This is a genomic window from Pseudomonas sp. G3-39 (assembly GCF_054790485.1).
On the sequence record NZ_CP186497.1, the window covers coordinates 1,895,554 to 1,907,924 of the forward strand.

At 62.5% G+C, this 12,371-nt stretch carries 8 protein-coding genes; 3 read left to right on the forward strand and 5 right to left on the reverse strand.

Going from position 1 to position 12,371, the window contains the following annotated elements:
- Positions 1–138 precede the first annotated feature (138 nt).
- From ACOYXG_RS08620 to ACOYXG_RS08635, 4 genes are all read right to left on the reverse strand, one after another.
- A complete protein-coding gene (locus ACOYXG_RS08620) occupies positions 139–1,809 on the reverse strand; it encodes a protein kinase domain-containing protein (protein ID WP_460357026.1) in 1,671 nt (556 codons plus the stop codon).
- 7 nt (positions 1,810–1,816) lie between these two features.
- Positions 1,817–3,028 (reverse strand): nitrate/nitrite transporter, encoded by a 1,212-nt coding sequence (locus tag ACOYXG_RS08625; protein ID WP_027613284.1) that lies wholly within the window; start codon positions 3,026–3,028, stop codon positions 1,817–1,819.
- A 334-nt stretch (positions 3,029–3,362) separates the two neighbouring features.
- A complete protein-coding gene (locus tag ACOYXG_RS08630) occupies positions 3,363–3,938 on the reverse strand; it encodes an ANTAR domain-containing response regulator (RefSeq protein ID WP_027613283.1) in 576 nt (191 codons plus the stop codon).
- A 15-nt stretch (positions 3,939–3,953) separates the two neighbouring features.
- Positions 3,954–5,165, reverse strand: a complete 1,212-nt coding sequence (locus tag ACOYXG_RS08635; protein WP_460357030.1) for a CmpA/NrtA family ABC transporter substrate-binding protein — start codon at positions 5,163–5,165, stop codon at positions 3,954–3,956.
- Positions 5,166–5,388: 223 nt separating this feature from the next.
- Between ACOYXG_RS08635 and ACOYXG_RS08640 the strand changes: the two genes are divergently transcribed.
- Positions 5,389–6,408 (forward strand): quinone-dependent dihydroorotate dehydrogenase, encoded by a 1,020-nt coding sequence (locus ACOYXG_RS08640; RefSeq protein ID WP_027613281.1) that lies wholly within the window; start codon positions 5,389–5,391, stop codon positions 6,406–6,408.
- Between the two features lie 287 nt (positions 6,409–6,695).
- Here ACOYXG_RS08640 and rmf read toward each other — a convergent pair whose 3' ends face one another.
- Positions 6,696–6,911, reverse strand: a complete 216-nt coding sequence (rmf, locus tag ACOYXG_RS08645; RefSeq protein ID WP_003223300.1) for a ribosome modulation factor — start codon at positions 6,909–6,911, stop codon at positions 6,696–6,698.
- 533 nt (positions 6,912–7,444) lie between these two features.
- On the opposite strand from rmf, the gene rlmKL reads away from it, so the two are divergent.
- Positions 7,445–9,715, forward strand: a complete 2,271-nt coding sequence (gene rlmKL, locus ACOYXG_RS08650) for a bifunctional 23S rRNA (guanine(2069)-N(7))-methyltransferase RlmK/23S rRNA (guanine(2445)-N(2))-methyltransferase RlmL (protein ID WP_097087615.1) — start codon at positions 7,445–7,447, stop codon at positions 9,713–9,715.
- Positions 9,716–9,863: 148 nt separating this feature from the next.
- Positions 9,864–12,251: a sensor domain-containing diguanylate cyclase gene (locus ACOYXG_RS08655; RefSeq protein ID WP_027613279.1), complete on the forward strand. Its 2,388-nt coding sequence runs from the start codon at positions 9,864–9,866 to the stop codon at positions 12,249–12,251.
- Positions 12,252–12,371 lie beyond the last annotated feature (120 nt).

Below are 12,371 nucleotides of genomic sequence, written 5' to 3' on the forward strand. Positions count from 1 at the left end.
TTCGCGGGGCATTCAGGCAGACAGAATTGTTGTGATTGGGCTGGCCTCTTCGCGAGCAGGCTCGCTCCCACAGTGGAACCGAGTCGTTCACAAATCCCCTGTGGGAGCGGGCTTGCTCGCGAAGGGCGCGACGCGGTATCAACGATGAAACAACACCACCAGCAGCACCAGATTCCCCAGCAAAGCCAGCAATGCTACCGTCCGCCAGACCGTCAACGGCTCACGCTCCAGCAAAGGCCTGGGTCGCACACTCAAACTGCGCCGCTCGCCTTTTTCCAGCACCAGCAACCATTCCTCAGCCGTTTCAAAGCGCTGTTGCGGATCCGCCGCCACGCCACGCTCCAGGCTCTGCGCAATCCATTCCGGCACGTCCGGGCGGTAGCGACCAGCACTCACCGGCAGGCCAAATCGCGGCCGCTGGAACGCTTCGACCTCGCCATAGGGAAAATGCCCGGTCAGCAGGAAAAACAGGGTCACGCCCACCGCGTACAGATCCTGTTGCGCACTCGGTGGCTCGCCGCGAAAGGCTTCCGGGGCGATATAGCTGGGCGTTCCCGGCAGCGTTGACGGGGTGTCTTCGGACAGACCGGGGCAGTACGCCAGACCAAAATCCAGCAGGCGCAACTCGCCATCGTCACCCAGATGCAGGTTTTCCGGCTTGATGTCGCGGTGCAGAATCTGCCGCCGATGCAGCAGACCCACCGCCCGCAGCAAACGCTCGGCAATGTCCTGCCACTGCGCCAGCGGCAATGCAGGGTGGTGTTGAAACAGCTGCGCCAACGTCATCCCGGAATATTCGCGCATCACGTAGTACAAATGCTGACGCTGAGTGCCGGCATGGACTTCAGGAAAATGCCGACCGGCGACACGCTTGAGGAACCATTCTTCCGACAGCAAGGCTTGCCCGGCATGAGGATCATCGGCCAGCCGTGGCGGCAGGGTTTTCAACAACCAGCCCCGACCTTGGCCATCCAGCACTCGATACAACAGCGATTGCTGGCTCTGAGCGACAACGCCCTGCACCTGCCAGCCTTCGAACATCTGCCCGGTTTTCAGCGCTGGCGGCAGCGGCCATTGCTGTAAGTGAATCAGTGCATCGCCGATGTTCGCTTCGCCGAGCGCGTCGACCCGCACCAGCAGCGCACTGGCATTGTCCTGGCTGCCGGCCAGATGCGCGGCATTGACCAGCGTGTGTGCGGCGCTGTCGAGATCCGGTTGATCGCGCAGAATCGCGGCAATCGCGGTATCGCCCAGAGTCGACCACACGCCATCGCTGAGCAGCACGAAACATTCGCCCTCGCGTAATTCACCGTCGAGAAAATCCAGCACCAGATGTTGATCCAGCCCCAGCGCGCGTTTGAGCACGTGCTGCATGCCCGGCTGCTCCCAGACATGATCCTGCGAGATCCGCTGCAAACCGTCAGCCTGCCAGCGATAGACCCGGCAATCGCCGACGTGGGCCAGGGTGAAACGCCGACCGCGCAGGACCAGCGCGCTGACCGTGGTCAGCAGCGGTTGCCCGCCGCCACTGGCCTGTAACCAGCGATTTTGCGCGAGCAGCAGGCGATCCAGCGCCTGGGCCACGCTCCAGGTCTGTGGCGTGGCGTAGTAGTCCAGCGCCAGTGCTTGCAGGGTCGAGCGTGCGGCTAAGCCGCCGTCGGCGCATTGGCTGACACCGTCGGCGATGGCGACCAGATAGCCTTTGCTGGCGGCCAGCGCCGGGGCGGGCGTCACCAGGCGCAGGGCGTCCTGATTTTCCGCGCGCGGGCCGGTGGCGCTGGCCTGGGCAAAGCTCAGTTGCAGGGGCATGGAGGCTTCAGACCCGCGCAGCGGTCACTGCGGCCGAACCCCAGGTGGTTCTCCAGCGACGTTTGACCCCGTGCAGACCGAACCACGCCAACACGCCGAGGCTGGCGAACAACCACAGCGCCAGTTGATAGCTACCGGTGCTTTGCTTGATCGCGCCCATGCCGGCCGCCAGGGCAAAACCACCAATGCCGCCGGCCATGCCGATCAGCCCGGTCATCACGCCGATCTCCAGGCGAAAACGTTGCGGCACCAACTGGAACACCGCGCCGTTGCCGGCACCGAGACCGAGCATGGTGCAGACGAACAGCGCCAGTGCGGCGTAGGAACTGGGCAGGTTGAAACCGACAGCGGCGATGCAGATTGCCGCCACGGTGTACATCGCCAGCAAAGTGCGGATGCCGCCGAAGCGGTCAGCTAATGCACCACCGAGCGGACGCATCAGGCTGCCACCGAACACACAGGCAGCGGTGTAGTAACCGGCGGTCACCGGGCTCAGGCCGTATTGGTCGTTGAAGTAGCCGGGCAGGGCGCTGGCCAGACCGATGAAGCCGCCGAAGGTGACGCTGTAGAAAAACATGAACCACCAACTGTCGCGGTCGCCGAGGGCTTTGAAGTAGTCGGCCATGGCTTTGGCCTTGGGCCGCTGCGGGGCGTTTTTTGCCAGCCAGGCGAACAGCACCAGCGTCAGGATCAACGGAATCAGGGCGAAACCGAACACGTTGCTCCAGCCGAACGCCGCAGCCAGTACCGGGGCAATCAGTGCGGCAAACACGGTGCCGGAGTTACCGGCGCCGGCGATACCCATGGCCTTGCCCTGATGCTGCGGCGGATACCACTGCGAGGCCAGCGGCAGGGCCACAGCAAACGAAGCACCGGCCATGCCGAGGAACAGTCCCAGAATCAGCGCCTGTTCATAACTGTGGATGCCGAGTTTCCACGCGCCGAACAGCGCGCAGATCACGATCACCTGACCGATCAGGCCAGCGGTTTTCGGCGACAGACGATCGGCCAGCATGCCCATCACAAAGCGCAGCACCGCGCCGGCGAGAATCGGTGTCGCCACCACCAGACCACGTTGTTGCGTGGTCAGGTGCAGGTCGGCGGCGATCTGCACCGCCAACGGACCGAGCAGGTACCAGACCATGAAGCTCAGGTCGAAATACAGGAACGCTGCGAACAGGGTCGGGGTGTGGCCGGATTTCCAGAAGCTTGAATTCATCGCGCACCTCAGCTGAAAAGAGTCTCGAAAGGAGTCACAGCAGGTGGCGCGCCGCCACGGCCGCACCACCGGCCCCGGGCTGTGGGGCCAAAACGCAAAAACGCCGCTACCTGGTTCGCCGATGTGGGCGAGCGGGGTGAGCGACGTCTTTGTCGTGGGTGGGGCAACCGCCGTTGGTTACCTGTGCGGAATACTTAGCCAGATTTGTGCCAACAGTCCTTGACGGGGGGGGGGGGGGCGGCGATTCGCGAGCAGGCTCGCTCCCACAGGGGAATGCATTTCCAACGTGGGAGCGAGCCTGCTCGCGAAGAGGGCTTACGGGCTCTGATAGAATTCAGCCAAGCAACTCACTCATGGCAATGATCTGCTCCGCCACCTGAATCAGCTTCTGCTGGCGACTCATGGCCTGGCGGCGCATCAGGGTGTAGGCCTCTTCCTCGTTGCAGTCCTTCATTTTCATCAGCAGCCCTTTGGCCAGTTCGATGCGTTTGCGCTCCGCCAATTGCTGGTCGCGGGCCAGCAGCTGCGCGCGCAAGGCCTGATCGCTTTCGAAGCGCGCCATCGCCACATCGAGAATCGGCTGCAGGCGCTGGGCGTGGATGCCCTCGACGATGTAGGCACTGACCCCGGACTTGATCGCCTGGCGCATTACCCCCGGGTCATGTTCGTCGGTGAACATCACGATCGGCCGGGGCTGGTCGCGGCTGACCAGCACAACTTGCTCCATGACATCGCGGCTCGGTGACTCGGTATCGATCAGGATCACGTCCGGGCGCACCGTTTCGACGCGCGCCGGCAGATCGATGGTCAGGCCGGATTCATCGATGACCTCGAAACCGGCCTCGGTCAGCGCGGCTTTCAGGCGCCCGACTTTTTTCGCGGTGTCGTTGATCAGCAGAATGCGCAGCATGTTGGCGGTCTCCTGTCAGCGGCGGGCGAGAAGGGGGGCGCTGTCGCTTAGGGCGTGCAACTTGAAGCTGCGGGCGTAACCAGCCGGATCGCTGCCGTCCCAGACTTTGCCATCGAGCAACTGGCTGCTGCGCATCTCCTTGCCCCACGCGGCGACACCGACGGCGGTGGCTGCTTCGCGGTAAATGTCCAGTTGCTGAACCTGGCGGGCCACCGCGAGGTAGTCGGGATCCTCGCGTAACAGGCCCCAACGGCGGAATTGGGTCATGAACCACATGCCGTCGGACAGGTACGGCAGATTCACCTCGCCGTTGCCGTGAAAGCGCAAGGCGTGCGGGTCCTGCCAGCGATTGCCGAGGCCATCGGCGTAATCACCGAGAAAACGCGGTTCGATGCAGGACAGCGGGGCGTCGAGGTATTCCGGGGCGCTAAGCAGCTGCGCGGTGCTGCGGCGGTTTTCCGGGTTTTGCTCGATGAAGCGGCTGGCCTCGAGGATCGCCATCACCAGCGCCCGGGCGGTGTTGGGGTATTGCTCGACGAACGCGCGGGTGCAGCCAAGGACTTTTTCCGGGTGGTCAGGCCAGATGCTCTGGCTGGTAGCGAGGGTGAACCCCAGATCCTGTTGCTCGGCGCTGGCCGCCCACGGCTCACCGACGCAGAAGCCATCGATACGCCCGGCTTGCAGATGCGCAACCATTTGCGGCGGCGGTACCACTACGCTGTCGACGTCCTGCAACGGGTGAATGCCCTGACTCGCCAGCCAGTAATACAGCCACATCGCATGGGTGCCGGTGGGGAAGGTCTGGGCGAAGGTCAGTTTTGCGCGGGTTTGGTGCGCCTGCCGATCGAGTGCTTCAGGACTGGTCACGCCCAGTTGCTGCAAGCCGTGAGACAGGTTGAGGCTCTGGCCGTTCTGGTTCAGGCCCATCAGCACCGCCATGTCGCTCGGGGCGACGCCGCCGATGCCCAGGTGCACCGCGTAAATCAGCCCGTACAGGCTGTGGGCCACATCCAGCTCACCGCTGACCAGTTTGTCGCGCAAGGTCGCCCAGGACGCCTGGCGCTTGAGGTTGATCGTCAGGCCGTAGGGCTGGGCGAAGCCCTGTGTCGCGGCCACGACTACCGAAGCGCAATCGCTCAGGGCCATGAAGCCGAGGTTGATCACGCTTTTTTCCGGAGCATCACTGCCGTTGACCCAGGCCAGCGGCCCGACGGACGAATCACTCATATAAAGCCACCCTCAAAAAAAACGCCGTCCCAGGCTTTGCCAAGGCAAAACCTCCGAACGACGCCATTGTCCGTGCCCGCACGCCGCCATTGGCCTGTGGGCTGATACCCCTGAAAGTGCAAGGCATATGCCAGTCAGGCTGATTTACCTGTGTGCCTCGCGCCGGGGGACGTTGCCCGGCTATAATCGCCGCCTCTTTTCGCCGCCCGAGTCATCGCCGCCCATGTACACCCTGGCCCGTCAGCTGTTGTTCAAACTTTCCCCGGAAACCTCCCACGATCTGTCGCTGGATCTGATCGGCGCGGGTGGGCGTTTGGGCCTCAACGGCATGCTGTGCAAGAAGCCGGCGAATGTGCCGGTGACGGTCATGGGCCTGGACTTCCCGAACCCGGTGGGTCTGGCGGCCGGTCTGGACAAGAACGGCGCGGCCATCGACGGTTTCTCGCAACTGGGTTTCGGTTTCGTCGAAATCGGCACCGTGACCCCGCGTCCGCAGCCGGGCAACCCGAAACCGCGGATCTTCCGTCTGCCGGAAGCCGAGGCGATCATCAATCGCATGGGCTTCAACAACCTCGGTGTGGATAACCTGCTGGCGCGGGTCGCGGCGGCCAAATACAAGGGCGTGCTGGGGATCAACATCGGCAAGAACTTCGACACTCCGGTCGAGCGCGCGGTGGACGACTATCTGATTTGCCTGGACAAGGTGTATGCCCACGCCAGCTATGTCACGGTCAACGTCAGCTCGCCGAACACCCCGGGCCTGCGCAGTCTGCAGTTCGGTGATTCGCTCAAGCAGTTGCTGGCGGATCTGGCCACGCGCCGCGCCGAACTGGCCCTGCGTCACGGCAAACATGTGCCGCTGGCGATCAAGATCGCCCCGGACATGACCGACGAAGAAACGGCGCAGGTGGCTCAGGCACTGATCGAAACCGGAATGGACGCAGTGATCGCGACCAACACCACCCTGAGTCGCGTCGGCGTCGAAGGCATGGAGCACGGTGACGAGGCGGGTGGTCTGTCCGGCGCTCCGGTGCGTGACAAGAGCACGCATACCGTGAAGGTGTTGGCGGCTGAGCTGGGTGGTCGGTTGCCGATCATCGCGGCCGGTGGCATCACTGAGGGCAAGCATGCGGCCGAGAAGATCATGGCGGGTGCGAGCCTGGTGCAGATTTACTCGGGCTTCATCTATAAGGGCCCGGCGCTGATTCGTGAATCGGTAGACGCGATCGCTGCCTTACGCTGAGGTTTTCTGAGGGCTCTGTGGCGAGGGGATTCATCCCCGATCGGCTGCGCAGCAGTCGTAAAATTTGCTTCCGCCGTTCGCCTGGCACACTTGGGTGGATGGATTCGGGGCCGCTTCGCAGCCCATCGGGGATGAATCCCCTCGCCACAGGGAGTCTGTATCGTCCGGGGCAGGCATAAAAAAGGGCTCCTCGAAGGAGCCCCTGGGCCGTAGCCCGCCGTCCGGGAAGGACGTGCATGGTAAGTCGCTAAAAATTCAGATTGTCGTGTTGCAATAAGTGCCCTGTGTCAGCCGACGGCGTGAAGTTCGTTGAGTCTGTGGATTCCCGCAGTGCCGGTCATACCGTCCCAGTTGTCGCCGCGTCCTTCTCGCCAGCCGTTGATCCAGGCTTGACGTACCGACGGTAGAGTAAATGGGCAAAGCTCGCGGGATTTGCCACCAACGCCATATTGATATCCGCGCAAAAATGCTCTTTCCAACGGATCACGCTTAAGTCTTCTCATAGGGTGTTTCCCTCACTTGTTGACTGTTTTCGTCGCGTTGACCTCAACCGAGGTCTGGCAGAAAAAAACTCTGCCGTTGGGCGGCTCGCTGCCGGCGTGGCGAGCCAAGGTGTTGACGCCGTTGCGACGTCAACCTGTGGTCAGTTCTAACCAATGAGTCACACCGAGGGAATGATCGTTTTGTCATAAGGACGTAACGAAAATAGTGCTACAGCCATAAGTAACGACGGGTTTCATGAACGTTTTTTCAGAAAACCCCGGTATGATCGGCCCCGCACTGGATGATGGGGTTAATCCTTTAGTGAGAATGACCCACGTTTACGCTGGGGTAATATTCGACGAAGGGTTGCTTTGAGTCATTTTGTTTCATCAACTTTAATACCTGTCCTTGCATCTAAGCTCTTTTAACCCGAGCAGCGGGGATGGAACGGCACACCTTCGTGCCACGCGGGCGCTCTTTTAGAAAAGCGCCTGATTGAAAACCGGATCGGCAATGCGTTGCCGGTTCACTAGCCAAAGGCTCTGGAAATACCATGTCCGACCGTTTCGAACTCTTCCTCACTTGCCCCAAAGGCCTTGAAGGCCTGCTCATCGAGGAAGCCGTCGGGCTTGGCCTTGAAGACGCCCGCGAGCACACCTCCGCCGTGCGTGGCATGGCGACCATGGAAACCGCTTATCGCCTGTGCCTGTGGTCGCGTCTGGCCAACCGGGTGTTGCTGGTGCTCAAGCGCTTCCCGATGAAAGACGCTGAAGACCTGTACCACGGCGTGCTTGACGTCGAGTGGCAGGATCACATGCTCGCCGACGGCACTCTGGCCGTCGAATTCAGCGGCCACGGCTCGGGCATCGACAACACCCACTTCGGTGCGCTGAAAGTCAAAGACGCCATCGTCGACAAACTCCGTACCCCGCAAGGAGACCGTCCGTCGATCGACAAGCTCAACCCGGATCTGCGCATTCACCTGCGCCTGGATCGCGGCGAAGCGATCCTGTCCCTCGACCTTTCCGGCCACAGCCTGCATCAGCGCGGTTACCGCCTGCAGCAGGGCGCGGCGCCGCTGAAGGAAAACCTCGCGGCAGCGATCCTGATCCGTTCCGGCTGGCCGCGCATTGCGGCCGAAGGCGGCGCGCTGGCTGACCCGATGTGCGGTGTCGGTACGTTCCTCGTCGAAGCCGGGATGATCGCCGCCGACATGGCGCCGAACCTGCGCCGCGAGCAGTGGGGCTTTACCGCATGGCTCGGCCACGTTCCGGCGCTGTGGAAAAAACTCCATGAAGAAGCGGTCGAACGCGCCGCTGCCGGTCTGGCCAAGCCGCCGCTGTGGATTCGCGGTTACGAAGCCGACCCGCGGCTGATTCAGCCGGGCCGCAATAACGTCGAACGCGCCGGTCTGAGCGAGTGGATCAAGATCTATCAGGGCGAAGTCGCGACCTTCGAGCCGCGTCCGGACCAGAACCAGAAAGGTCTGGTGATCTGCAACCCGCCGTACGGTGAGCGTCTGGGTGACGAAGCCAGCCTGCTTTACCTCTATCAGAACCTTGGCGAGCGCCTGCGTCAGGCCTGCCTGAACTGGGAAGCGGCGGTATTCACCGGCGCCCCGGATCTGGGCAAGCGCATGGGCATTCGCAGCCACAAACAGTATTCGTTCTGGAACGGCGCGCTGCCGTGCAAGCTGTTGTTGATCAAGGTGCTGCCGGACCAGTTCGTCACCGGCGAGCGGCGGACTCCGGAACAGCGTCAGGCCGAGCGCGAGCAAGCAGCCTACGATCAGACCCCGAACGAGCCGCAAGAGCGCAAGTTCAACAAGAACGGCAACCCGATCAAACCGACGCCAGCCCCGGCGCCGGTGGTCGAGCAGCCGCGCCTGAGCGAAGGCGGGCAGATGTTTGCCAACCGCCTGCAGAAAAATCTCAAGGCGATGAGCAAGTGGGTCAAGCGCGAAGGCATCGACTGCTACCGCGTCTACGATGCCGACATGCCGGAATACGCCATGGCCATCGACCTGTACCACGACTGGGTGCACGTGCAGGAATACGCCGCGCCGAAGTCGATCGATCCGGAAAAGGCCTCGGCGCGCATGTTCGATGCCCTGGCGGCAATCCCGCAGGCGCTGAACGTCGACAAGAGCCGCGTGGTGGTCAAACGCCGCGAGCGGCAGAGCGGCACCAAGCAATACGAGCGTCAGGCGGCGCAGGGCAAGTTCAATGAGGTCAGCGAAGGCGGCGTCAAGCTGCTGGTGAACCTCACCGACTACCTCGACACCGGGCTGTTCCTCGATCACCGGCCAATGCGTATGCGCATTCAGAAAGAGGCGGCCGGCAAGCGCTTCCTCAATCTGTTCTGCTACACCGCGACCGCCAGTGTGCATGCGGCCAAGGGCGGTGCCCGCAGCACCACCAGCGTCGACCTGTCGAAGACTTACCTCGACTGGGCGCGGCGCAACCTGTCGCTGAACGGCTTCTCCGACAAGAACCGTCTGGAGCAGGGCGACGTGATGGCGTGGCTGGAAAGCAGCCGCGACGAGTACGACCTGATCTTCATCGACCCGCCGACCTTCTCCAACTCCAAGCGCATGGAAGGCATCTTCGACGTGCAGCGTGATCAGGTGCAGTTGATCGACCTGGCCATGGCACGTCTGGCGCCGGGTGGCGTGCTGTATTTCTCCAACAACTTCCGCAAGTTCCAGCTGGAGGAGAACCTGGCCGAACGTTACGCGGTCGAGGAAATCAGCGCGCAGACCATCGATCCGGATTTTGCGCGTAACACCAAGATCCACCGCGCCTGGAAAATCACGGCTCGTTGACGCTTGGGCGGGTTGGATCCACAGAGCCTTGATTTTTAAAGGCTCTTGGATCCGATCAGCGCTAGCCAAATTAATGGCTAATAGCTATAACTCAACTCATGGCCAATGGGGTTTTCCCCCCGAAACAATGGCGTCGTGAGTTGCCCCTATGTCGTTGCACCCCGTGCGCCCAAAGATTCTGGGTTTTATCAGCGAAGACGTCTCGGCCTGGCTGGTCGCGCTGCTGGTATTGCTCGCCGGCGGGATTCTCACGGGGCTGCTCGCCTGGGCTACCCTCAATCAGTTTCACCATCAACTGCGCCAACGCTTCCAGCTGCTGGCCAATGAGCGTTACAGCCGCATCGAAGAACGTTTCCAGGATCAGGAACAGCGTCTCGATGGCCTGCGCCGTTTCTTCGCCAACTCCGATTCGGTCTCACGCAACGAATTCGACGGCTATGCCAAACCGCTTCTATTACGCACCCAGGCCTATTCCTATGCGCCACGGATCAGCCGTGCCGAACGCCCGGCGGTCGAACAGGCCGTGCGTAACGAAGGCTTCAGTACCTTCACCTTTCGTGAACTGAACGCTGACGATCAGTTGCAGACCGCCGCTGATCGCCCCGAATACGTACCGGTGATCTACACCCAGAGCCTCAGTCGCTTGCCCACGCCGCTGGGTTACGACTTGCTGGCGCAACCGTTGCGCCGGGCGACGCTGGAACGCGCCGACCGCACCGGGCACATGGTGGTGTCGCAGCCATTGCATCTGGTGGGGATTGATCCGGCGTATGCCCGGGGCGTCTTGCTGCTGGCGCCGGTCACTCGTGAAGGGGCGCCGAAAGGGCCGCCGCAAGGCTATGTGATGGCGGTGATCAGCATGCAGCAGTTGCTGGCCGACGGACTGCCGGAGGAGCATCAGGATTTCCTCAATGTACGCATTCTCGACCTGTCCACCGATGAACAGCATGAAGTGCTCTACGAGTCCGCCAACCAGGCCGGGGCCAGTGATCTGTCCGCCACACGTCTGTTGCGCATGGCCGACCATGACTATCAAGTGGACATGCAGCCCAGCGAAGCGTTTCTGCAGGCCAACCATTCGTCAATCAGCAGCCTGGTGGTGCTGGGGGCGCTGCTGAGTCTGTTGCTCAGCGCACTGCTTTACGTGCTGGTCAGTCAACGCCAGCGCGCCTTGCGCATGGTCGAACTGCGCACCCAGGAACTGCACGCCCGCGAGCAGGAATTGCGCGGCACCCACGGTCAGTTGCGCGGGGTACTGAATGCCGCGACCCAGGTGGCAATCATCGCCACCGACCTGCGCGGGGTGATCAACACCTTCAACCCCGGCGCCGAACAGATGCTCGGCTACAGCAGCGCCGATGTGGTCGGGCACATGACCCTGGAAAACCTGCATCTGCCGCGAGAGCTGGCGGCGCGTTCGGCAGAGTTGAGTGCGCGTTACGGCAAGAGCATTCCGACCTGCCACGCGATGTTGGTCGAGGGCGGCGAGGTCGGCGGTCATGAGGCGCGCGAGTGGACGCTGGTGCGCAGCGACGGCAGTCATCTGCCGGTGAACATGCTCGCCACCCCGGTGCTCGATGAGCAGGGTTTGTGGGTCGGGCATCTGGCGATCTGCATCGACATCACCGAGCGCAAGCGCGTGCACGAAGCGCTGGCGGCGCGGGATGTATTGCTGAAAAAACTCAGCGCCCACGTGCCCGGCGGCATCTATCAATTCAAGATGGAATTCGACGGGCGCTTCAGCGTGATCTACGCCAGCGATGGCATCCGCGAGATCTACGAGCTGGAGCCGGACGTGTTGCTGCTCAATGCCGAGGCGATTTTCACCCGCATCCATCCACAAGACGTCTCGCGAGTGCGCAGCTCGATCCGTGCTTCGGCAGACAGCCTCAGCCCATGGCGCGAGGAATACCGTGTGCAGTTGCCCGAGCGCGGCCTGCGCTGGGTGCGCGGCGAGGCGACGCCGGAAGAGCTGCCGGGCGGCGGCGTGCTGTGGCACGGCTACATCTCGGACATTTCCGACTTGAAACGGGTGGAAGAGGAATTGCGGGCGCTGTCGGTCACCGACTCGCTGACCGGTATCCACAACCGCCGCTACTTCCAGGAACGCCTGACTACCGAAATGGCCCGGGTCGAGCGCGGCGGCGGTGAGCTGTCGGTGATCATGCTCGACATCGACCACTTCAAACGCATCAACGACCAGTACGGCCATGCCGTGGGCGACCGGGTGCTGCAAGCGGTGTGCGAGCGCATCGGCCATCGTTTACGGCGGACTGATGTGTTCTGTCGTCTCGGTGGTGAAGAGTTCATGGTGCTGTGCCCGGACATCGACGGCGAGCATGCGTACATGCTGGCGGTGGAGTTGTGGCAAGGCCTGCGCAGTGCGCCGGTGGATGTGGTCGGGGTGGTGACGGCCAGTTTCGGCATCGCCAGCTGGCGCCCGGGGGAAGGCGCGGATGCGCTGCTGCTGCGCGCGGATTCGGGGGTGTATGCGGCGAAGCAGGGCGGGCGCGATCGGGTCGAGCAGATGAGCTGAGCCTTGGCACGATCTACCTGTGGGAGCGGGTTTGCTCGCGAAAGCGGTGTGTCAGCCAGCAAAAATACTGACTGATCTGACGCCTTCGCGAGCAAGCCCGCTCCAACATGAGAGCGGCTG

Coding starts and splice junctions, on each gene's coding strand:
- ACOYXG_RS08620 (WP_460357026.1), bottom strand. CDS start 1,809: ATGCCCCTGCAACTGAGCTTTGCCCAGGCCAGCGCCACCGGCCCGCGC.
- ACOYXG_RS08625 (WP_027613284.1), bottom strand. CDS start 3,028: ATGAATTCAAGCTTCTGGAAATCCGGCCACACCCCGACCCTGTTCGCA.
- ACOYXG_RS08630 (WP_027613283.1), bottom strand. CDS start 3,938: ATGCTGCGCATTCTGCTGATCAACGACACCGCGAAAAAAGTCGGGCGC.
- ACOYXG_RS08635 (WP_460357030.1), bottom strand. CDS start 5,165: ATGAGTGATTCGTCCGTCGGGCCGCTGGCCTGGGTCAACGGCAGTGAT.
- ACOYXG_RS08640 (WP_027613281.1), top strand. CDS start 5,389: ATGTACACCCTGGCCCGTCAGCTGTTGTTCAAACTTTCCCCGGAAACC.
- rmf (WP_003223300.1), bottom strand. CDS start 6,911: ATGAGAAGACTTAAGCGTGATCCGTTGGAAAGAGCATTTTTGCGCGGA.
- rlmKL (WP_097087615.1), top strand. CDS start 7,445: ATGTCCGACCGTTTCGAACTCTTCCTCACTTGCCCCAAAGGCCTTGAA.
- ACOYXG_RS08655 (WP_027613279.1), top strand. CDS start 9,864: ATGTCGTTGCACCCCGTGCGCCCAAAGATTCTGGGTTTTATCAGCGAA.